This is a genomic window from Streptomyces sp. DI166, assembly GCF_900091315.1.
GTDB classification, from domain to species: Bacteria; Actinomycetota; Actinomycetes; order Streptomycetales; family Streptomycetaceae; genus Streptomyces; species Streptomyces fuscus.
Map to the genome: position 1 here is coordinate 104,453 of NZ_FLSP01000003.1, position 21,156 is coordinate 125,608.

24 protein-coding genes are annotated in these 21,156 nt (G+C 69.0%); 20 read left to right on the plus strand and 4 right to left on the minus strand.

Features of this window, described 5'->3' with window-relative positions:
• Positions 1-30 precede the first annotated feature (30 nt).
• The 3 genes from GA0115233_RS02630 to GA0115233_RS02640 all read right to left on the minus strand — a co-directional run bounded on the left by GA0115233_RS02630 (position 31) and on the right by GA0115233_RS02640 (position 4,294).
• Positions 31-1,272, minus strand: a complete 1,242-nt coding sequence (locus GA0115233_RS02630; protein WP_093718394.1) for a hypothetical protein — start codon at positions 1,270-1,272, stop codon at positions 31-33.
• Positions 1,262-3,298 (minus strand): hypothetical protein, encoded by a 2,037-nt coding sequence (locus GA0115233_RS02635; RefSeq protein WP_093718395.1) that lies wholly within the window; start codon positions 3,296-3,298, stop codon positions 1,262-1,264. The genes GA0115233_RS02630 and GA0115233_RS02635 overlap by 11 nt, the downstream gene beginning before the upstream one ends.
• A gap of 93 nt (positions 3,299-3,391) precedes the next feature.
• Complete coding sequence (locus GA0115233_RS02640; protein WP_093718396.1) at positions 3,392-4,294, minus strand: hypothetical protein; 903 nt, start codon at positions 4,292-4,294, stop codon at positions 3,392-3,394.
• Positions 4,295-4,732: 438 nt separating this feature from the next.
• Here GA0115233_RS02640 and GA0115233_RS02645 point away from each other — a divergent pair, with 438 nt between their 5' ends.
• From GA0115233_RS02645 to GA0115233_RS02680, 9 genes are all read left to right on the plus strand, one after another.
• Complete coding sequence (locus GA0115233_RS02645; RefSeq protein ID WP_093718397.1) at positions 4,733-5,476, plus strand: hypothetical protein; 744 nt, start codon at positions 4,733-4,735, stop codon at positions 5,474-5,476.
• Between the two features lie 19 nt (positions 5,477-5,495).
• On the plus strand, positions 5,496-6,329 hold the full coding sequence (locus GA0115233_RS02650) for a hypothetical protein (protein WP_093718398.1): 834 nt from the start codon (positions 5,496-5,498) through the stop codon (positions 6,327-6,329).
• The gene (locus GA0115233_RS02655) at positions 6,326-7,633 is read left to right on the plus strand and encodes a CpaF family protein (protein WP_093718399.1); all 1,308 of its coding nucleotides are present in this window, start codon (positions 6,326-6,328) and stop codon (positions 7,631-7,633) included. The genes GA0115233_RS02650 and GA0115233_RS02655 overlap by 4 nt, the downstream gene beginning before the upstream one ends.
• A gap of 4 nt (positions 7,634-7,637) precedes the next feature.
• Positions 7,638-8,612: a type II secretion system F family protein gene (locus GA0115233_RS02660; RefSeq protein WP_093718400.1), complete on the plus strand. Its 975-nt coding sequence runs from the start codon at positions 7,638-7,640 to the stop codon at positions 8,610-8,612.
• A 72-nt stretch (positions 8,613-8,684) separates the two neighbouring features.
• Positions 8,685-9,611 carry a type II secretion system F family protein gene (locus GA0115233_RS02665; RefSeq protein ID WP_176711616.1) on the plus strand — a complete coding sequence of 309 codons (927 nt, stop codon included), beginning with the start codon at positions 8,685-8,687 and terminating at the stop codon, positions 9,609-9,611.
• A gap of 32 nt (positions 9,612-9,643) precedes the next feature.
• On the plus strand, positions 9,644-9,895 hold the full coding sequence (locus GA0115233_RS40850) for a hypothetical protein (protein WP_176711617.1): 252 nt from the start codon (positions 9,644-9,646) through the stop codon (positions 9,893-9,895).
• A gap of 32 nt (positions 9,896-9,927) precedes the next feature.
• The gene (locus GA0115233_RS02670) at positions 9,928-10,374 is read left to right on the plus strand and encodes a TadE family protein (RefSeq protein WP_176711618.1); all 447 of its coding nucleotides are present in this window, start codon (positions 9,928-9,930) and stop codon (positions 10,372-10,374) included.
• The gene (locus GA0115233_RS02675) at positions 10,374-10,793 is read left to right on the plus strand and encodes a TadE/TadG family type IV pilus assembly protein (protein ID WP_093718402.1); all 420 of its coding nucleotides are present in this window, start codon (positions 10,374-10,376) and stop codon (positions 10,791-10,793) included. The genes GA0115233_RS02670 and GA0115233_RS02675 overlap by 1 nt, the downstream gene beginning before the upstream one ends.
• Positions 10,794-10,822: 29 nt before the next feature.
• Positions 10,823-11,239, plus strand: coding sequence for a TadE/TadG family type IV pilus assembly protein (locus GA0115233_RS02680; RefSeq protein WP_093718468.1), 417 nt, complete (start codon positions 10,823-10,825; stop codon positions 11,237-11,239).
• A gap of 37 nt (positions 11,240-11,276) precedes the next feature.
• On the opposite strand, the gene GA0115233_RS02685 is transcribed toward GA0115233_RS02680, so the two are convergent.
• The gene (locus GA0115233_RS02685) at positions 11,277-11,624 is read right to left on the minus strand and encodes a hypothetical protein (protein ID WP_093718403.1); all 348 of its coding nucleotides are present in this window, start codon (positions 11,622-11,624) and stop codon (positions 11,277-11,279) included.
• Between the two features lie 72 nt (positions 11,625-11,696).
• Between GA0115233_RS02685 and GA0115233_RS02690 the strand changes: the two genes are divergently transcribed.
• The 11 genes from GA0115233_RS02690 (at position 11,697) to GA0115233_RS02740 (ending at position 21,021) form a co-directional block, all read left to right on the plus strand.
• Entirely contained in the window at positions 11,697-12,344 is a 648-nt protein-coding gene (locus GA0115233_RS02690; RefSeq protein ID WP_093718404.1) for a hypothetical protein, read from the plus strand.
• Positions 12,345-12,514: 170 nt separating this feature from the next.
• The gene (locus GA0115233_RS02695) at positions 12,515-17,086 is read left to right on the plus strand and encodes a DUF6531 domain-containing protein (protein WP_107406410.1); all 4,572 of its coding nucleotides are present in this window, start codon (positions 12,515-12,517) and stop codon (positions 17,084-17,086) included.
• Positions 17,087-17,088: 2 nt separating this feature from the next.
• On the plus strand, positions 17,089-17,532 hold the full coding sequence (locus tag GA0115233_RS02700; RefSeq protein WP_093718406.1) for an SUKH-3 domain-containing protein: 444 nt from the start codon (positions 17,089-17,091) through the stop codon (positions 17,530-17,532).
• Between the two features lie 52 nt (positions 17,533-17,584).
• Entirely contained in the window at positions 17,585-17,920 is a 336-nt protein-coding gene (locus GA0115233_RS02705) for a hypothetical protein (RefSeq protein ID WP_141689471.1), read from the plus strand.
• Positions 17,921-17,977: 57 nt separating this feature from the next.
• Positions 17,978-18,640, plus strand: coding sequence for a hypothetical protein (locus GA0115233_RS02710; protein ID WP_141689472.1), 663 nt, complete (start codon positions 17,978-17,980; stop codon positions 18,638-18,640).
• 1 nt (position 18,641) lies between these two features.
• The gene (locus tag GA0115233_RS02715; protein WP_093718409.1) at positions 18,642-19,007 is read left to right on the plus strand and encodes a hypothetical protein; all 366 of its coding nucleotides are present in this window, start codon (positions 18,642-18,644) and stop codon (positions 19,005-19,007) included.
• A gap of 8 nt (positions 19,008-19,015) precedes the next feature.
• Positions 19,016-19,273: a hypothetical protein gene (locus GA0115233_RS02720; protein ID WP_093718410.1), complete on the plus strand. Its 258-nt coding sequence runs from the start codon at positions 19,016-19,018 to the stop codon at positions 19,271-19,273.
• Positions 19,266-19,742 carry a hypothetical protein gene (locus GA0115233_RS02725; RefSeq protein ID WP_093718411.1) on the plus strand — a complete coding sequence of 159 codons (477 nt, stop codon included), beginning with the start codon at positions 19,266-19,268 and terminating at the stop codon, positions 19,740-19,742. Before GA0115233_RS02720 ends, GA0115233_RS02725 begins: the two co-directional genes overlap by 8 nt.
• Positions 19,739-20,197 (plus strand): SUKH-3 domain-containing protein, encoded by a 459-nt coding sequence (locus GA0115233_RS02730; RefSeq protein WP_255310031.1) that lies wholly within the window; start codon positions 19,739-19,741, stop codon positions 20,195-20,197. Before GA0115233_RS02725 ends, GA0115233_RS02730 begins: the two co-directional genes overlap by 4 nt.
• A gap of 11 nt (positions 20,198-20,208) precedes the next feature.
• A complete protein-coding gene (locus GA0115233_RS02735; RefSeq protein WP_093718412.1) occupies positions 20,209-20,475 on the plus strand; it encodes a hypothetical protein in 267 nt (88 codons plus the stop codon).
• A gap of 129 nt (positions 20,476-20,604) precedes the next feature.
• Positions 20,605-21,021, plus strand: coding sequence for a barstar family protein (locus GA0115233_RS02740; RefSeq protein WP_250744400.1), 417 nt, complete (start codon positions 20,605-20,607; stop codon positions 21,019-21,021).
• Positions 21,022-21,156: the final 135 nt, after the last annotated feature.

The following is a 21,156-nucleotide window of genomic DNA, read 5'->3' on the forward strand; positions in this document are numbered from 1 at the left end:
ATGTGAGATTGGTCAAGGGCGCAGTCGGCGTCACGCCGACGTCTCCCGGTCCTTGTCCCGCCCCAAGTCCCCCCGCGCCACCCGGCTCGCCATCCCGTCCCCCGGCAGGGAGCCGTAGCCTGTGGCTGCCCAGATGCTTTGGCCCTCGTAGTACGGGATCAGGTGGCCGTTCTCCGTGAGTTCCGTCAGGGAGTCCGGGGTGCGGTGAGTGGCGAGGGTTGTGGTGCAGGTGGGGCAGGTGGCGACCGTGACGCTTTCGCGGTGGCCCAAGCGGCGCCACGTCGTGCGGGTGGTGGCCTGGCCGTGGAGGGGGTTGAAGTAGCAGAGGGGGAGGGAGGGGTGGGGCGTCAGGGCGGCTCGGCCCTCCGCTGCCAGGGCCAGGGCTCCTGCCAGGTCCGTCAGGTCCCTCGCCTCGTCCAGGACCTTGCCCGCCGCCGCGTACGCGTCCAGCGCGCGGGACAGGTCCGGGGCCGTCGCCGCGTCCGCCGTACGGACCGCCTCGCCGAGCGCCACGACCTCCGCCTCCGCCTTGCGCCGTACCTCCGCCTCCTCGGCGGCGCGGGCCGCGCCAAGGGCGGGGGTCATCGCGCTTGTCCTACGGCGATGGCGGCGGCGGTAGGCGACGAGGGCCACTGTTGTCAGGGCTGCCAGCGCCAGCCCCATGAACGCCGCCATCACCGGCCATGCGCTTCCTTCCGGCTTCTTCGTCGGCGTCGGCTGTTCCGGGACGCCCTCGCCCAAGTCCTCCGTCGCCTCCTCGTACACCTCCGTCCCGTTTCCCTCCGCCACCAGTTGCACCGCCTTCGACGTCAGGTCCGCCAGGCCCGCGTCCCGCATCTCGTCCAGGAAGCCGGTCGCGGCGACCGCGTCGCGGGTCTGGTGGGTGTCGGCCGGCCACTCGTAGCCGTTGAGGGAGTCCGTGAAGACGCCGTCCGTGGTGATGAGGATCAGCTCGCGCTGAGGGAGGCGGTCGTGGAGGACGGAGGCGAGGGTGTCGGCCTCGCCGTTGAACGGGTCGCCCTTGGTCAGGGGGGTCAACACCACCTTGATCGGCAGGCCGGTCTTCTTGATCTGTTGCGTCAACTCCCGTTGGCGGGAGGGTGGTACGGCTTCTGTGTATGCCTTGTCCACGTACACCGGTGTGTCGCGCAACGCCTTCGCGATGCGTTCGCCCGCGCTCGGGGCGTCGGCCGCCTGCGATCCCGTCGCGGGGAACACGGTCAGGAGCGCGGTCAGTGCCGCTGCCGTCAGTACCGCTCGGTTACGCGACATGTGCCATCTCCCTCACCTTCTCGATCAGGCGGCGGATGCCGTCGGGGACGGCGTCCAGGGGCTCGGCTTCCAAGTAGCGGACGGGAGGGTCGGGGAGGGCCAGTACGTGGGTGGGCATGGTGGACGCCTCTGACGTGGCCTTTTCCCTGCAGGCGCCGCAGATGTGGACGTGGCGGCGTGCCTTGCGCTCGGCGGACAGGCGTACCTGGTGGCGGGTGACGGCCGGGCCGTGCAGGGGGTTCACCGCGCAGCAGCGGTTGTAGCCCTTGCGGTCGAGGGCGGCGCGGCCCGCGCGGGAGAGGACGATGACCGCGACCAGGGCGGCGGAGTCGGTGTCCGGGTGGTCGATACGGGCCGGGTCGCCCTCCAGCAACAGCAGCGCCGCGTCCAGGCAGTCGCCGGGGCGGGGGTCGGAGGACGGGGGCGCCGACTCGAAGTCGGCTTTCAGCGCGCGGAGTTCGGTACGGGCCGTGCGGCGGAGGTACGACGCCGTCGGCTTCGTCGGTGACGAGGCGGGCAGCGCGGAGGTGAGCAACGGCGCCTTGCCGCGGCGCCGAAGCAGCACGATGGCGATCGCGGCGAGGGCCTCCAACAGGCCGTACGCCAGACCGGCGACGAGCAGGCCCAGGAACAGCCCGCCCTGGAAGTCGTCGCCGAAGAGCGGCGGGAGGTCGTCCTCGGTGACGGGGTTGGTGACCGGGTACGGGTCGCCGGGGTTGTCGGGTGCGTCCGTGCGGGGGGCCTCGTCGAGGTGGGTCATCAGGGCGTCGAGGCGTTCGCCGAGGAGGTGGTCCTCGGCGTCGCGGGACTTGTCGTCGCCGTAGGTGATGAACTCCGGGAGGTCGAGGAGCAGGTCCAGACTGTCCAGCCGCAGGCCGTGGTTGAAGGCGTCGATGCCGCCGTAGAGCGGGTCGGCGACGATGTACACCCCGTCCTGGCCGACCTTGTCGTGCAGCGCGTACGCGAAGTTCTCCTCGTCGCCCTCCGACTCGTCCTCGGAGATCTGCGGGACGACGGCGACGAAGACGGGGCCGCCGCCCTCGGAGCGCTCGAACTTCTCGATACGGCTGTGCAGGCGGGCGAGTTGGGCGCCGTCCAGGATGCGAGGGCTCTCGGGGTCGGTGTACACCGGGTCCTCGGCGAGCCCTTCGGCGACCCGGTCGAGGCGGGCGTTGAGCTCCATCGCGCGGGGGCGGGGGGCGGCGCTGGACCTGGTCTGGTCGAAGGCGGCGTTGGCGGTGAGGAGTACGGCTGCGCAGGCGAGGAGGGCGGTGGCGGTGGGCACCATCCAGCGGCGGGGCCGCCCCGCCCTTCCACCCTTCTTCTTACCCTTCTTCGCCTTCTTGGGCGTACCGCCCTTCAGCTTCCGCCGCCAGCGCCGTACGGCGGGGAAGAGCAGCAGGATGACGGCGGGTACGGCCGTGGCCAGGACGCCGGTGAGGATCGACTGGTTCTCGCGGTCGGACGGGCCGACGTACATCTCGTCCGGCTCATCGTCGGCGCCCTTGTCCCGCGCGGCATCCGCCCGCTGCGCCGCCTTCTCCGGCCCCTGGGCGATGACTTCGGCGAAGAGCTCGAACTCGTCCAAGGGGTGTGCGTCGTAGGGGAGTTCGTAGAGACAGATCGTGAGGGCGTCGTCTGCGGGGGCGCGTACGCCGAACGCCTCGGCGTACGACACCGACGAGTCGTCGACGATCACGAACAGCCCGTCCTTGCCGAGCCGGTCGTGCACCGCGCCGAGCAGGCCGTCGTCGTTCACGGCGCCGCTGGGCAGGACTATGACGTACGTCGGCACCCCGGTCCGCTTCGCCACCTCGGCGAAGTCGGGCGTCATCGACTTCGGCACCTCGCGCGGGAGCTGGTCCGACACGTACACCGGGTTCTCGCGCAGCCGGTCGGCGAGGTAGGCGGCCTGTGTGTCGGCGGCCCGCGCCGGAGTCGCGGCGGCAAATGTGGCGAACAGGGCCGCCAGGACGCCGAGTACGAAGAACGCCCGTACCCGCACCAAAAGTTTCCCCGCGCCCACTGTCGCCTCCCCCGTACCAGGCCCGCAGTTCAACGAGGCACTCTACTCAGGCCTTCACTGCTGCGAAACGCAGGCCGGGGGAGGCGGGGTGCTTCAGGCTTCGGGGCCGGCTTCGGTTTCGGGATCCGTCTCCGTGAACAGGTCGTCGGCTGAGCGCACCGTCAGGGCCCGGGTGAGCCAGCCGCGGAGTTCGTCCAGGTCTGTGGAGGAGGTGATGCGCTCGCGCGCCGCCTCGGTGACCTCGACGCCCCGCGTATCGAGGATCAGCAGAATGTCCTCGATCCGCCCCTTGGCCAGTCCTTCGTCTCGCAGGCGCTGTGAGGTCTCTGAGCGGAAGAAGGAGAGGTCCACGGACATCAATTGCCTCCATGTCTCGGCGGCCGTGGCAGTGCCGAGGCCGAGTTCGGTGAGCTCGGCGAAGATCCTCGCGGTCTCCTCGTCGATGGTTTTCAGGGCGACGGCCAGGGCCTTCAGTATGGCAGGGGCGTTTGGATTCTTGGCGTGCGTAATGGCGCTCAGAGTCGCGAGGGGGATATCCCTTGCGGCGGTGGACGGGTCCGTGATGACGGGCACGTTGTGCGGACCCAGGACCAGCGCGCGCAGGGTGAGTGTCGGCCACTGCGGAGGGCCGACCGTGAAGGGCTTCGAGGCCCACGCCGCCGTATTCATGTCCTGGCACATGACGAGGAGAACGGGAGGGATGCCGTACTTCTCTTGCAGATGTGCGACGTAATAGGCCCAGCTGGTGGGCTTTCGGGAGTTCTTCTTGCTCTGTGCTTCGACGATGAGGAGATGGCTGTCGCCCGACGCCGTGTCGATCCTCAGGAGGGTGTCCACCCGGCGTTCCGTGGGCTGGATCTCCGTCAGGTCGGTCGGTAGCAAGGAAACAGCCACCGGATCCGGGAACGGTAGGTCGAGGGTCCGGAACGTCCGGGCGAAGACGCCTGGATCCTCCTGGAAAATGTGGTGCATCGCCTCATGGGATGAGCTGACCATGCGTCGAAGTGTGGTCCCGGTCCCCTGAACGGGTCCGGCATATGCCTCCGGTTCATCCGATCGGGCGAGCCGAGCCCCCGGCTCTCCTCGTGTGCGAAACGTGCAGGGCTCATGGGCACCCCGTGAGGGACGTGCCCCCACCCCCGTAGCTCTTCGCGCCCGCACAGCAGCACCCTGTTCGTGCGTGCCGCGACAACTGGGTGACCTGCGCTTCCAGTTGCGGATGAGTAACAGAACTGTCCCCGCTCCGCACGGGGCCGGACGTGCCTTGAGGGGCTTATGGGCGGCTGATACGGTGCGATGGCTTGACACTCACCCCAGCCGATGGGTACCGCGCAGGACGCGAGAACGGCCCAGGTGGGCGGGTGAAGTGTCCGGAATTGCAGAGTATTTGACAGTCTTGGCAGACAATTTCTTGGGTGTACGGGGAGCGGTTGCGTGAAGATCCAGGAGCGTACGGGGGCGGGCGCGGGACGTTCCGCGGCTCCGGCTCAGCCTTCGGTCGGTGACCGGCTTCCCACTCCTCCTCGCGAGCGCAAACCCGCCCTTGCCGCCCTCGCCGTCCTGCTCATCCTGGTCGGCGCCCTCGGCGCCACCATGCTCGTGCTGCAGGCCGGCGACCGTGTCGAGGTCGTCAAGGTGACCAAGGAGATACAGGCGGGCCAGTCGGTGACCGACGGCAACGTCACCTCCGTACTCGTCGCCGACGACGACAGCATCAACTACGTCCGCTGGGGCCAGCTCAAGACCCTCAAGACCCTCAAGGCCAAGTCCACCATCTACGCCGGCACCGTCGTCATCGGCGACATGTTCACCGACGAGGTCCGCGTCAGCGAGGGCAAGGCCACCGTCGGTCTCTCCCTCAAGGCGGGGCAGTACCCGACCGGTCTGAAGTCCGGTGACACCGTCGCCGCCTACCGTGTCGGCGCCAACGCCGGACGCAACAACTCCGACGAGGAGAACGGCGGTGCCGCCGGGGCCGGTGGCAGCAACAGCCTCATCGTCGACCAGGCCACCGTCGCCTCCGTGCCCCAGGGCAAGGACGAGGGCGACCTCGTCGGCAGCTCCAACCTCGCCCTCACGCTGACCGTGGACGCCGACCAGGCCGCCGCGCTCGCCCAGGCCGCCTCCAACGGCGCAGTGGCGCTCGTCCTGGTCCCGGGCAACAACGGCAGTAATTAAGAAGAGGCGGCACATCCCCATGGCGCTCATCGCTCTCGCCGCCGACAAGGGTTCCCCCGGCGTCACCACCGCGGCCGTCGCCCTCTCGGCGGTCTGGCCGCGCCGCGTCCTGCTCGCCGAGACCGACCCGGCGGGCGGCGACCTGGTGTACCGCAGCGCCGCCGCGCACGGCGGACCGCTCAACCCCAACACCGGCATGCTGTCCATAGCCGCCACCGCGCGTCGCGGCCTCGTACCCGACCAACTCTGGGACCACGTACAGCCGTTGAGCGGTGGTCTGGAGGTCCTCGTCGGGCTCGGTATCGCCGAGCAGGCCGCCGGTCTCGCCGGGCTCTGGCCCACCCTCGGCCGGGCCTTCGCCTCCCTCGCCGACTCACCCAACGCGCCCGCCGACGTCATCGCCGACTGCGGACGGATCAGCGGGGACACTCCGGCCGTGGAACTCTTCCCGCACGCCGCGCTCGTCCTGCTGATCAGCCGTACCGAGCCGGAGGCCATCGCCCGCGTCCGGGACCGTGCCGCCGCCCTCGCCACCAAGCTGCACGGCGGCCCGCGCGGCGCCGCCAGCCTCGCCACCCCGCTGATCGGGGTCGTCCTGGTCGCCGACCCGGGCGAGGCGTCCAAGATCTCCGGCCAGGTCAACGACATGCTCGTGCACGCCCAGACCGGCGCCCGCGTCATCGGCACCATCGCCGACGACCCCACCGGCGCCGACCAGCTGGCGGGCCGCAAGCGCGGACGCCTGGACAAGTCGCTGCTGATCCGCTCGGCGCGCAAGGTCGCCGCCGACATCTACCAGCAGTACGGCGCCGCCTGGGCGCACCAGGCCCAGATGAACGGGCAGCCGCGATGAGCGCTGTCGACCACCAGCTGGTCAAGCGGTTCCGGCAGGAGGCCGGTGACCGGATCGCCGAGCAGCGCCGCCTGGACCAGGTCAGCGGGGTCACTCCGATGTCCAGCGAGGACGAGCGGCAGTACGCCCGCGCCGTCATCGCGCAGATACTGGAGGAGTACGCCCGTACGGAGATCAACGCCGGGCGTACTCCCCTGGACGCGGAGACCGAGGAGCAGTACGCGGCCGCCGTGCACGCCGCGCTCTTCGGCGTCGGCCGGCTCCAGCCGCTGCTGGACAACCCCGAGGTCGAGAACATCGACATCAACGGGTGCGACCAGGTCTTCGTCGGCTACAGCGACGGGCGGGAGGTACGGGGCGATCCCGTCGCCGACTCCGACGAGGAGCTCATCGAGCTGATCCAGGTGCTCGGCGCCTACTCCGGGCTTTCGTCGCGGCCCTTCGACTCCGCCAATCCGCAGCTCGACCTGCGGCTGCCCGACGGTTCGCGACTGTCGGCCGTCATGGACGTCGCCCGGCGCCCCGCGCTCTCCATCCGCCGCGCCCGGATGGGCAAGGTCTTCATCTCCGACCTCGTCGGCAACGGCACGCTGACCCCCGAGGTCGGCCACTTCCTCGCCTGCGCGGTCCGGGCCCGTAAGAACATCATGATCGCGGGGGCCACCAACGCCGGTAAGACCACGCTGCTGCGCGCCCTGGCCAACGAGATCCCCGCGCACGAGCGGCTCATCACCGTCGAGCGCGCCCTGGAGCTGGGGCTCGACACCTTCCCCGAACTCCACCCGAACGTCGTGGCGTTCGAGGAGCGGCTGCCCAACTCCGAGGGCCAGGGCGCCATCAGCATGGCCGAGCTGGTGCGGCGTTCACTGCGTATGAACCCCTCCCGCGTCATCGTCGGTGAGGTGCTCGGCGACGAGATCGTGACCATGCTCAACGCGATGTCGCAGGGCAACGACGGCTCGCTGTCCACGATCCACGCCAACAGCTCCAGCGAGGTCTTCAACCGTATTTCGACCTACGCGCTCCAGGCCACCGAACGGCTGCCCATCGAGGCCAGCCAGATGCTGATCGCGGGCGCGGTGAACTTCGTCGTCTTCATCCAGCGGCGCAACAACTTCCAGAACGGCGGGCGGCTCCAGCGCATGGTCACCTCCATCCGCGAGGTCAACGGCGTCGACGGGCGCGTACTGTCCAGCGAGATCTTCGCCGAGACACCCGACGGACGCGTCGTGCCGCACGCGCCGATCGGCTGCCTGGACGACCTGATCGCGCACGGCTACCGGCCCGCCGGAACCTGGGGGTGAGCACATGACCGGACTCGGCTCCATGGGCGGCCTGTTCTCCACGACCGTCCTGTACGCCCTCGCCTGCGGCGTCGCCGTCGGCGGCGGCCTGGCGCTGTTCGTCGTCGCCGTACGCGGACTGCCCGCCAAGCCCGAGCACGAGAAGCAGAAGGCGACCGAGCGCGCCAACGAACTGATCCGGTTCGCCGGTCAGCGCGGTTCGCTCGCCGCCGTGGTGGGACTGGCCGTGCTGCTGCTCACCCGGTGGGCGGTGCTCGGTATCGCGGCCGGCATTCTCGTCTTCTTCTGGGACCGGCTCTTCGGCGGGGCCGCCGAGGAGCGGGCCGCCATGAAGCGGGTCGAGGCGCTGGCCTCCTGGACGGAGTCGCTGCGCGACACCATCGCCGGCGCCGTCGGCCTGGAGCAGGCCATCCCCGCCTCCGCGCGGGCCGCCGCCCCGGTGCTGCGACCCCACCTGGACGCCCTGGTGGACCGGCTGCGGGCGCGCACCCCGCTGCCCGAGGCGCTGCAACAGCTCGCCGACGAGATCGACGACGCCTCCGCCGACATCATCGTCGCCGCCCTGATGCTCAACGCCCGTCTGCGCGGCCCCGGTCTGCGCCAGGTGCTCGGCGCGCTCGCCAAGTCGGCCCGCGAGGAGGTCGACATGCGCCAGCGCGTGATGGCCCAACGCGCCTCCACCCGGCGCTCGGTGCAGATCGTCGTCGCGGTCTCCGTCGCCTTCGTGCTCGGACTGTCCATCTTCAACCGGGAGTTCGTCGAACCGTACGGCGACCCGGTCGGCCAGCTCGTTCTTGCATGCGTGTGCGGCCTGTTCGCGCTCGGCTTCCTGTGGCTGCGCAAGCTGTCCACCATCGAGACGCCCGAACGCTTCCTGGTCCGCGACGAGTCGTCGGTCCAGTTCGTCCGGCCGCGCACCCCCGCGGCGGGCGAGCCGCAGCAGTCGCCGTTCCAGCCGGAGGAAGGGGCACGCCGATGAGTGACGTGACGTTCCGGCCGGAGGGCCCGCCGATGAGTGACGTGACGTTCCAGACGGAGGAGGGGCACGCCGATGAGTGACGTGACTCTGCCGATCGCCGTCGGCGCCGTCTTCGGCCTCGGCGTCTACGCCCTGGTCCGGGCCCTGATGCCGACCAAGCGCAGCGCGGTCTCGCAGGTCGCCCGGATCGACGCGATGCGCGCCCGGGGCGCCGCCTACGAGTCGGCGCGCACCACGCAGGAGAACACCGGCCGGTTCGCCTCCACCCGTGCCGAAGTCGGGCGCCGGGTCGCCGAGTTGTACCTCCAGCAGGGCTGGGAGCAGCGTTCGCTGCGGGCCGACCTGGCGGTGCTGGAGCGCAGCTGGGAGAAGTTCCTGGCGACGAAGGTGCTGCTCGGTGTCACCGGACTGTTCTTCGGGCCGTTCCTGTTCGCCGTGGTGTGGACGCTCGGCTTCGGCAGCAGCCCGATCATCCCGGTCTGGCTGGCCCTGCTCTTCGCGGTCCTGTTCTTCTTCCTCCCCGATGTGGAGGTACGCCGGGACGCCGCCGAGAAGCGGCGCGACCTGCGCCGGGTGATCGGTGCCTACCTGGACCTGGTGTCGATGAGCCTGGCCGGCGGACGCGGTCTGCCGGAGGCCCTGATGGCGGCGGCGGACGTCTCGGACGGCTGGGCCAACCAGCGCATCCGCAACGCCCTCGCCGACGCCCGTATCACCGGTATCAGCCAGTGGCAGGCGCTGGGCTCGCTCGGTGAGGAGCTGGGGGTGGAGGAGCTGAAGGACCTGTCCGCCTCGCTCGCCCTGGTCGCCGACGACGGCGCCAAGGTCCGCGAGTCCCTGGCCTCCCGCGCCGAGACCATGCGCCACCGCGAACTCGCCGAGATCGAGGGCAGCGCGGGCGAGAAGTCCCAGTCGATGCTCGTCGCGCAGCTGCTGCTGTGCGCCGGGTTCCTGGTGTTCCTGATCTATCCGGCCGCCATGCGCGTGTTCCAGGTCTGACGCCGACCTACCCTTCGAAAGGACAACTGACCATGACCGAACGGAACTTCCGCACCGGGATCCCGGCGGTGGACTTCCTCGTCACCTTCCTCCAGGGCCGCGTCCAGCGCGCCCGCTCGGGCGAGCTCGACCGCGGTGCCTCGGCCGTGGAGTGGGTCATCATCTCCGCCGTCGTGGTGGCCATCGTCGGCGTGGTCGCCGCGATCATCAACCGCGCGCTGGAGTCCGGCGCGGAGAACGTGGAGGACTGCATCGAGGGCGCCACCGCGTCCGGCACCTGCTGAGTCCGGGGTCTGGTACGGGGGTGCGGGGACGTATGCGCAGATGGGCGCGGAGCCGATGGCGGGCGGTCCGGGACGGGGCCGGCGCCCGCGGTGACTCCGGCATGACCGCGATCGAGTTCGTGCTGCTCACCCCCGTGCTGTTCTTCATGATCTTCGCAACGGTGCAGTTCGCGCTGTACTTCTTCGCCGACCACGTCGCCCAGGCCGCCGCCCAGGCCGGGGCGCGCAAGGCCCGCGCCACGGCGGACGCCCAGCCGGGCGCCTGGCGCGGCGAGGCCCGTACGGTCGTCGACAGCTACATCGAGCAGCTCGGCCCGTCCCTGGTGCTCTCGCCCAACGTGACCATGCTCCAGCCGGAGCCGAACACGGTGGGCGTGGAGGTCACGGCCCGGGTGCCGTCGGTGTTCCCCGGCCTGAACCTCACGGTGCACGCGCAGTCGGCGGGGCCGGTGGAGCGGTTCGTGCCGGAGGAGGGGTGATGGAGGACGCCGTGCGTACGGCCGACGACCGGGGTCTGTCCACCGTGGAAGTGGTCATCCTGGCCCCGGTGATGATGCTGTTCATCCTGGTACTGGTGGCCTTCGGCCAGCTCGTCGACGGACGCGGTGCCCTGGACGGCGCCGCCCGGGACGCGGCCCGCGCGGGCTCCATCCAGAAGGACCACGCCACGGCGATGACCGAGGCCCGCAAGGCGGCGGCCGCGAGCCTGGAGGGCGTGTGCGCGGGGCCGGTCACCGTGACGCAGACCAGCACGGGCTTCGACCCGGAGGTGGACCCCATGTTCAGCGTGCAGGTCAGCTGCCGGGTACGCGGTCTGGCCACGCTGGGCCTGGACATCGACCCGACGATGGACGCCACCTTCAGCTCCCCGCTGGACCCGTTCCGGAGGTCGGCGTGAGGGTCTGGCTCAAGGGCCTGCGGGCCCGTATGGACGACCGGGGCTCCGGCGCCGGCGCAGTGATCATCTTCGCGCTGGTCTTCCTCTCCCTGTCGGCCTTCGTGATCGACGGCGGCCTGTCCATCTCCAAGCGCGAACGCGCCGCCGACATCGCGGAGCAGGCGGCCCGCTACGCCGCCCAGGACATCGACAAGGAAGCCCTCTACGACAACGAGGGCGGCCCCGCGCCGATCAACTTCCAGAACTGCGACGCGCGGGTCAAGGAGTTCGCGGCCGAGATGGACATGAACGGCCCGGACATCGCGGCGACGCACTGCGTGACGGCGGACGTGAACCAGGTGCAGGTGGAGGTCCAGCTGACGTACTCGCCGGTGTTCACGGGGATGTTCTTCGGCGGGGACGTGGTGGTGAAGGGCCAGGCGGTGGCGGAGAACGAGGTGGGGTGAGCCGTGGGGTGAGCCTTGGCGGCTCCCCTCATGACTGTCACGCCTTGTTGCCCCCGCCCCCCTTCTTCCCCCGCTTGTCCTCGGTCTTCATGGCGTCGTTGACCTGCTTGGCCAGTTCGTCGTCGAGCTTCTTGAACTCGCGGACCACGGCGTCGGACATGCTCGCGAGGGCGTCGAGCTGCTGGCCGATGTCCTCGCGGCCGTCCTCCCAGTTGGACTCGAAGTCGGAGAGGGCGCCGTTGACGGTGCCGTCGCCGATGTCGTCCTCGTAGGACTCGAACATCTTCTTGGTGTGGTTCATCCGCGTCTTGATGGACCGCAGGCGCCGCCCGTAGTCCTCCAGCTCGGTCAGCGGCAGTGAGAGATCGCTCTTGCCCTTGCCCATGTGTCCGTCCCCCGACTGTTGCTCGTAGGCTGATCGGCACGGTACCTCGGACGAAGGGGCAAGGTCGACGTCATGGCCCGCTACATGGAGGCGCTCACCATTGAGCGCGGCGGCTTCCGGATCAACGTTCCGGAGTCGTGGTGGGAGTTCGACGTACGCCCCGAGTCCCGGGACGACTCGATCCGCCGGATGGTGAACGAACGCGTGCAGGCGCACCCGGAGCTGGCCAAGTACCGCGACGCGTACCTGGACTTCCTGCGCAAGGCGGCGGCGGACGCGTGGAAGTCGGGCGCGCTGTACTGCGGTTGCATGGCGGAGAGCTTCGGCGGTGACACCCCGATCACGGGCTCGGTGACGGTGTCGCTGGTCTCGGGCCGATCGTCCTCCGGGGAGCCGCTGTCGACGGACCCCGTGGTGATGGCCGGCCAACTCGCCGTGAAGGAGGCGAAGAAGGAGGGCGACTCCTGGCGGAAGGTGACCACGGTCGACATTCCGGGCGTGGGGCCGGCGGCGCGGACGTACGGCATCGAGGACATCACGATCCCGGACGACGCGCTGAAGCGGACGGTCCGGGCGGTGCTGATGCAGACGTTCATCCCGGTGCCGGGCCAGGCGGGCAAGGTGGCGCTGGTGGCCGGAAGCAGCCAGGTGCTGGACCTGGCGGACTCCTTCTTCGACATCTTCGACGCGATCACATCGACGTTCCGCTTCACGGGGTAGGACGTTCCGCTTCACGGAGTAACGGAGCGATGGCGTAGCGGAGTACAGGGAGCCGATTTCCCGAACCGCCGTTCGTACGCTGGTAAGTTCGCGTGTGCATACGCTGTTGTTGTTGATGCACACGTGACGGGGGTTGCGGTATGGCGGGGCATCGGCCTACGGACTGGCATGTGCTGGATCTGGACAAGGACCCGGTGCCGGGTGACCCGCAACAGGTGCGCCAACTGGCCAAGAAACTCCACGACTTCGCCGACGACGTCTCCGACGCGCTGCGCATCGTCAAGGGGATGGCGGGGGAGTCGACGCTCGCGGAGTGGGCTGGCAAGTCGGCGGACGTGTTCAAGGAGGACTTCGCCGACGTCCCCAAGAACCTGAAGAAGCTCAAGAAGTCCTACGAGATGTGCGGAGACGCGCTGGCGGACTACTGGCCGAAGCTGGAGCGCGCGCAGGCGCTGGCGGACCGCGCGCTGGCCCGGGGCCGGGAGGCGCAGGCGGATCTGTCGGCGGCCAAGTCCCGTCTGGCGAAGGCGGATTCGTGGGTGGGGCGGGCCACGAAGGAGGCCGACAAGTACAAGGACGACCCCACGGGCAGCAAGTCCACCGACAAGCCGGACGAGGCGAAGGTCCGCGCGGCCACCCGTGACGTCCAGCACGCCGAGACCGCCCAGTCCAACGCCCGCGGCGACGTATCCGACGCCAAGGACGCCCTCGACGCGGCGAAGAAGATGGCCGAGGACGCCCGCAAGATGCGCCAGGAGGCCGCGCGCACGGCGAAGTCGAAGATCGACGAGGCGTCGGACGCGGGCATCCAGAACCGGTCGTGGTGGGAGGAGGTGGGCGACTGGTTCGTGGACAACTGGGACACGATCGTCGCGGTCTGCAAGGTCGTCGTGGCCGTGGTCGGCGTGATCGCCATGATCATCGGTGGACCGATCCTTGTCGCGATTGTCGTGGTTGCCGGGCTAATCGTCCTCGCCGACACCCTCTATAAATATTCCAAAGGCCAAGCCGGTCTCATGGACGTCGCCTTCGCCGCGATGGATTGCATACCCGGTATGAAGGGCCTGACCACCCTCGGCAAGCTCGCGGCGGGTGCGAAGGTGCTCGGCAAGGGTGGCCTGAAGGCCATGGGCAAGGGGCTGGGCAAGGGGCTGCGTCGAGAGGCTGACGACGCCGCCAAGCACAGCAAGCCTGCCAAGGGCCGCTGCAAGAACGGCGACCCCATCGACATGATCTCCGGCGATATGCTGATGGAGGAGTCGGACGTCGATCTGCCGGGCCTGCTGCCCCTTGTCCTGCGTCGCACCCACCTCTCCTCCTACCCGTACGGCCGCTTCTTCGGACCGTCCTGGGCCTCCACCCTGGACGAGCGCTTGGAACTGGACGAGGAGGGCGCCGCTTTCGCCGCCGAGGACGGCACGATCCTCTTCTATCCAGTGCCCAAGCCGGGCACCTCCGTCCTCCCCTTGGAGGGCCCACGCCTGGAGCTCGACTGGGATGGGGACGCGGGTGCCCCCATCAGGATCACCGACCCTCTCACCGGCCTCACCCGCCACTTCGCCCCCCGTCGGAAGCCGGCGGCCGCAGACGAGGCGTTCACCCTCCCCCTCGCCGCGATCACCGACCGGAACGGCCTGCGCATCGACTTCGACCGTGACGACGTCGGCACCCCGATCGCTGTGCGTGACTCGGCGGGGCGCTTCGTGCACGTCGACACCGACCAGGGCCGTGTCGTCCGCCTTCGGCTCCGCAACACGGACGATGGCCCCGACGGCACGGTCCTGCGCCGTTTCGGTTACGACTCCCATGGCAACCTCAACGAGATCTGCGATTCGAGCGGGCAGCCCTGGAGCCTGACGTACGACGCCCGCGGCCGCATCACGTCCTGGACCGACCGCAACGGATACTCGTACCGCTTCACCTACGACGCCCTGGACCGCTGCATCGCGGGCGAGGGCGACGACGGCAGCCTCTCCTGCACGGTCGAGTACGCCGACGTGAACCTCGAAACGCGCTACACGGACGCACTCGGGCATACGACGGTGTACCGATACAACACTCTGTTCCAGCTCGTCGCCAAGACCGATCCGCTCGGTCACACGACCTCTTTCGAGTGGGACCGCTACAACCGGCTGCTCGCGCGCACGGACGCGCTGGGGCGGACAACGCGCTATGAGTACGACGAGCAGGGGGCACCGACCGCCGTCGTACGGCCCGACGGTGCCCGGGAGCAGGCGCGGAACAACGCGTACGGACAACCCGTGTCGGTGACTCAGGCCGATGGCCACGTTTGGCGGATGGAGTACGACGCTCGGGGGAACCTGGTCACGGAGACCGATCCGACGGGTGGCCGGATCACCTACTCCTACAACGAGATCGGCGCGCTCACGGCGGTCACGGACGCAGCCGGGCGTACGGCGCGACTGGAGCCCGACGGCGCCGGCCTGCCGGTGGCGGCTACCGACGCCGAGGGCAGGACCACCCGGTACCGGCGCGACGCCTTCGGCAGAGTCATCGCGCACACGGACCCGAATGGCCTGGTCACACGACTCGGCTGGACGCCGGAGGGCAGGCCGAGCTGGCGCACTCTGCCGGACGGGACCAGGCAGCGGCGCGTCTACGACGGGGAAGGGAACCTCGTCGAGCACATCGACGGGCGCGGACGCACGGTGCGATTCGAGTACGGAGCCTTCGACCAACTCGTGGCCCGCACCGACCCTGACGGGTCGCGGCTGGAGTTCGGGTACGACGGCCAGCTCCGACTCATCTCCGTCACCAACCAGCGGGGCGAGACATGGCGCTACTTCTACGACGCCGCCGACCGCCTCATTCGCGAACAGGACTTCACGGGCCGCATAGAAAGTTACAGGTTCGACGCCGTGGGACGTCTCGTCGGCCGGACCAACGGCGCGGGTGAGTCCATTGAGTACGTCCGTGACGCCCTGGACAATGTCACTGAGTGCCGCACTCCAGAAGGAGTGACGAGCTACGCCTACGACGTCGCTGGTCACCTGCGCCGGGTAAGCAGTGCAGACGTCGAGTTGGTTTACGAGCGGGACGGCCGGGGGCGCGTACTTGCGGAGACCTGCAATGGACGTACCGTGCGCTCCACTTACGACGCGCTCGGCAGGCGTACGCGTCGCGTGACCTCCTCCAACGCCGAGAGCGTCTGGGAGTACGACGGCTGTGACAGGCCGGTGCTCCTGCGGACGGCGGGACGCACGGTGGCCTTCGCCTACGACGGTTCAGGGCGGGAGGTCGAGCGCCGCATCGGCGCTGTTGTCCTGAACCAGAGCTGGGACGAGGTCGGCAGGCTGCGGTCGCAGACCGTCGCAGCAGGGTCCTCGGGCGTGGACGCTCCCACGGGACTCGTGACGCGACACATTCAGCACCGTGCGTACCACTACGAGCAGGACGGCACCGTCGCGGCGATCAGCGACCTGCTCAACGGCCACCGCTCCGTGGACAGCGACAGTACGGGACGAGTGACCGGCGTTCGCGCTGAGACCTGGACAGAGCGGTACACCTACGACACCGCCGGCAATATCACGGACGGGCAGTGGGGTCCCGGCCCCGCTGCTGAACCCCAGGCGGCCTCCGCCAGCGCCGTCGGCCGCATCAGCTATGAACACGACGCCCAGGGGCGCGTGGTGGTCAAGCGGATGAAGCGCCTTTCCCGCAAGCCCGATGTGTGGCGCTACAGCTGGGACAGTCAGGACCGGCTCGTCGGTGTCACAACCCCCGACGGCACTCGATGGACGTACCAGTACGACCCGTTCGGCCGCCGCATCGCCAAGCAGCGTCTGGCGCCCGACGGCGTCACCGTGGCGGAAGAGGTGACGTTCGTCTGGGACGGGTTTGTGCTGGCTGAGCAGATATCGCGGACTGGCGACTCGGCCCCCAGGTGCACGGTATGGGACTGGGAAGCGGACCGCTTCAGCCCGGTCACCCAGATTGAGAGGGTTCCTGCCCGGGACAGACCGCAAGAGTGGATCGACAAGGCGTTCTACTCCATCGTGACCGACCTGGTGGGAACTCCTACCGAGATGGTCGCCGAGGACGGTGAACTTGCCTGGCGGGCTCGAACGACCGTCTGGGGTACGTCACTTGATGAGTCAGGAGCGGCCGACGAGCGCTGCCCACTGCGATTCCCGGGCCAGTATCACGACCCTGAGACCTCGCTCAACTACAACTATCAACGGCACTACGACCCGGAAACCGGCCAGTACGCGTCTTTGGACCCCCTCGGTCTTTCGCCGGGACCGAACCCCCGCGTATACGTGGCGAATCCGTTCACCGCAGTCGACCCGTTCGGACTCGCGCCGTCGTGTGATCAGGAAGCCAGTGACGCCGCGAGATGGCGCGCGGATCTGGAACAGTCCCGACCCGGGGCGAGCAAGCAGACGAGACCGACGGTGGCCAGTGGACTTACCGTGCCAGGACATGGGACGTTCACCGGTGCGAGCATCAAGGGCGGCGGCAACCACAATCTGCACCCCGATGTGCAGGCCGCGTACGACCGGGTTCCGCAGCACCTCCGCGCGGGGGGCAACCAGCACGGGCGTTGCGCAGAGCCGGAAGCGCTGTCGAGGGCCATGAACGCGGGAGTCGATCCGCGAGGCGGTGTCAGCGCAGCCGTGGAGGTGCGCGCAACCGGCAATCCACGACACGGCACGCCGAAAGCGCCGTGCTCCTCATGCCAGCATGTGCTTGATCAATTCGGAATCAGGGCGGTGACGTAACGATGGCTCAGACGCACGAGCAGCGATGGTCCGCGGAGACGGATCGGGTGCTGCGCGAGGCCGGTTGGTACCCGGGCCGAGAGGTGTCCACGGCAGGCTGGGAGGCCACGCTCCGCGAGCACGGCGGTTTCGAGATGCATGAGGCGGCCCGCGCCTTCCTCGCCGAGTTCGGTGGGCTGGCGAGCGCGGAACGGGGGCCTGGGAAGACGATGGCTCGGATGGGGTTCACCCTCGACCCGACCGTCGCCGAGTGGGACGACGAGATCTTCGACGTACTGAGTGAGGAAGCCGGAGTCGATCTGTACCCGATCGGGGAGGCCGATCGCCGCAATCTGTACCTGGGTATGGCTCCCAACGGCGCTGTGTACGTCGGGATGGACAGCGTCTCGTGGCTGGCGGACGCGGGGGACGAGGCGCTGGAGAAGCTGGTTGAGGGAATCCGGTAGCTCCTTGAAAGACGCGTGTGTGGCGGACCTTGTTGCTGCTCACCGGGACGAGGTGGATGAAGTCCTTGAGCCGGTCCGTCGAGTGGGCGACTTCTCCGACGACACGATGTCCGTCTTCGAGCGCCAGGGCGGGTGGAACACCAGCCGCGAGGTGACGCCCGAGTACTTGATGGTGCACTCGGGCTGCATCGAGAACTACCCACCCGACACCGATGACCCCATCGTGCTGCGGCGCATGGTGCGCATGGGTGGCGACCAGCAACTGACCGCTCTCATGGACGCGTTGACGGCAACCGCCACCGTGCGCGGCCCAGGCCTGAAGGAGTCGCCGACGCTGATCGTCCGTGCCGTGCGGGGTGCGGGCGCGCTGCTGGGTGGCGATGTGTGAGCAGGCGGCAGCACATGATGGGGCCAGTTCTAGTCAGAAGGTATGAGGCTCTACGGTATGCCTGAGCAGGTCTCTCCCATGTCGGAAACGATGCACGCGCGCGCGGTCTTCGGGCCGCTCGGCGGGGTGGTGGAAGTGGGGGCAGTGAATTCCACCGGCACCTGGCGGCTCGCGGATGTCTCCGTGGGCGACTATCTGGTCCGCCGGCGGACGGACGTCGAGCTCCTGATGGAAGGCATCCGGTCCGTCTGCGGATTCAGCGACGACGCGATGCGGATCGTCGACGAGTTGGGGCGGTTCCGGGACCACGAAGTGCCCGCGGCGTTCCTGCTGCTGTGGTCCGGGGGGATCACGGGCGTGCCGCAACCCCTGGAGCGGCTTGAGGAACCACCGATGGTGCGGCGCATGTGCCGTATGGCGGCTGATCTACAGCTCACCCTCTTTTTGCAGGCGCTGATCACCGCCGCGGTCGCCGCGGGAACGGATCCAAGGCAAGGGGCGCCCAAGGTCGCCGAAGTTCTTGGCATCGCCTCAGAACTGGCCGATGCCACGGGCCGCAGTGCCCCGGCGGACGTCTTCCGGATGTGGCGGGTCGCCCATCTGCCGGGCATCCTCCGACCTGAGTCGGATGCCCCGGAAAGCGGCAAGGCAGGCTTCCGGGATTACGACGGGTTGCTGGAGACGCTCCTCGAAGGAGGGGGTGGATCGGACGGTTGTTGACTTGAGGGGAGTACATAAGCCGGTCTCTGTTAAGGGGCTCGCGTACGACATCTTCGGGTCGCTGTGGGGCGTCCTGGAACTGGCCGCGCTGACCGCATCCGGGTCCTTGAGAGGTGTGTCGCTGGAGGGCTTCGTGGCCGCCCGTCGGGCCGAGGTGGACGGCATCCTCGAATCGGTCCGCGCCGTGGGGGACTTCTCCGCCGACACGATGTCCGTCTTCGAGCGGCAGGGCGGGTGGCACGAGGGCCGCGAGGTGATGCCCGAGTACCTGATGATGTACTCGGGCTGTATCGAGAGCTATCCGCCGGACACCGGTGATCCTGCTGTGCTGCGGCGCATGGTGCGGATGGGCGGGACCTGCAATTGACGTCCCTCATGGACGCGTTGGTGGGTACGGCCACGGTGCGCGGCCCCGGCTTGGGGAAGGCGCCGACCTTGATCGTGGACGCTGTGCGGGGCGGGGGTGTGCTGCTGGGCCGCGACGGTGAGCAGGCGGTCCGGGATGCCTTTCGGATGTGGCGGGTCGCCCATGTGCCGGGCGTCCTGCGGCCGGACTCCCCGACACCGCCGCAAGGCAAGGAGATGCTCCGGGCCTACGCCCACGCACTGGAGAGTTTGGTGCTTGATGGCTGACGACAGGGCGTGGGACTGGGAGACCGGCGAGGGCCTGCTGGCCGTCAACGACCCCGCCGAGGTCGACGCGGCGTTCGAGCGCGGTGAGCGGGCGTTGGGTGCGGCGGTCATCGGGCTGGCGCTCAACTGCTCCCCAGAGGCGGCCTCACCGCGGATTGTGCGGGCGCTGGAGGTACTGAACCGCTCCCAACGCGACTTTCCGTTCACGGCCGCCGCACACGTGGCCCGCCTCAACGGCCGCCTGACGCCGGAGCTTTACGCCGTCCTGCGCGCGGAGGGCATGGGTGGCTTCGCCGACCACGCGGTTCGGGACACCTTGGCGTACGTGCCGTTCCGGGATCTTCCGCCGTGGTTCAAGTGGCAGTGGGTCCGCACGACGGTGACGGACAAATTGGAGGGGTGGCGGCTGGCCGTCATGGACGCGGCGGAGGAGGCGTGGAGGAAACTGCGCCGACGGCGTCGCTCGTGACCGGGGGCGACGGCAGAGGGGCCCACCGGAAGCGATGGTCCGCGGAGACGGACCGTGTGCTGCGTGAGGTGGGCTGGTACCCGGGCCGTACGGTGTCCACGGCAGGCTGGGAGGCCGCGCTCCGCGAGCACGGCGGCTTCGAGATCCATGAGGCGGCCCGCCGCTTCCTCACCGAGTTCGGCGGGCTGGCGAGCGTGGAACGGGGCCCTGGAAGGACGATGGCTCGGATGGGATTCACCCTCGACCCGACCGTCGCCGAGTGGGACGACGAGATCTTCGACGTACTGAGCGCAGAGGCGGGAGTGGACCTGTACCCGATCGGGGAGACCGACCGCCGCAATCTGTATCTGGGCATGGCCCCGAACGGTGCGGTCCACGTCGGTATGGACAGTGTCGTGTGGCTGGCCGGCTCGGGGCACGAGGCGTTGGAGAAGCTGGTCGAAGGCATACGGTAGGCGCTGGACGGATGAACCTCGCAGACGCCAAGAAGCAGTTCCGGAGCATCGTGGAGCGACACCGGGACGGCGGCCTGCCGCTGGATGACCCGACCCGCGCGGCAGCGCTGGCCGAACTGTCCCGTACCCACCAGCTTGCGATGCGGAGCATGGACCGGTTCACCGCTGAACATCGGGGGCGGCGGCCCAGATTCCTGGGGCAGAACACGCGAAACGGTCTGATCGGCAAGCTGGACAGGCTCTATGCGTCCGCCAAGGCGGAACTCGGGTTGGACTGAGGGCGGAACCGTGAACGACGTGAATGGCTGGGTGATGTGCGCCCCCTCCGGTGCGCCGGAGGTCTGTCGGCGCTTGGGCGAGTTGGAGGCGAGGGCGGGCGGGTCCGGCGGGTGGACTCCGTCGGCCTCATGACCGAGATCGGCGTGTACGGGACATTCGCCGAACTGCTCCAATTCCCCGCATATTTCGGGTGTAACTGGGACGCCATGGTGGACTGCCTGGACGATCTGTGTGGTGCGGTGACGGGGGGAGTGGGGGTCGCCGTCGTCATCGAGGGCGCCGATCGGCTGCTGGAGGCGGAGCACTTCCCGCTCTTCGTCTCGGTGCTCTGCCAAGGCGCGGACCGGGCGAATTCGGCGGTGGATTTGGATGGCTTTCCATTGGATCGCCTCGCGATTGAGCAGTACTTCGTCTTCGAGTTCGGGGAGTTCGACGCGGAGCGCATCACCCGCCGGCTGGAACAGCCCGACCTGACCGTCGCGAAGGGGCACGGGTGTGTGTCCGCCGTACTGGATCCGGCGGTGTGGCATCAGGGGAATGTGTGAGGAATGTGAGGGGTGTCGCCGGGCTCTGCCGAAGTGTCGGGCAAGTCCGGCTTTTTCGGTGGTTGATGGGTGTCCGCGCAGTGCTTCCGGCCCTCACTCCCGCTCCGCCCTTCGACCGGCCCCCGGACACTTCAT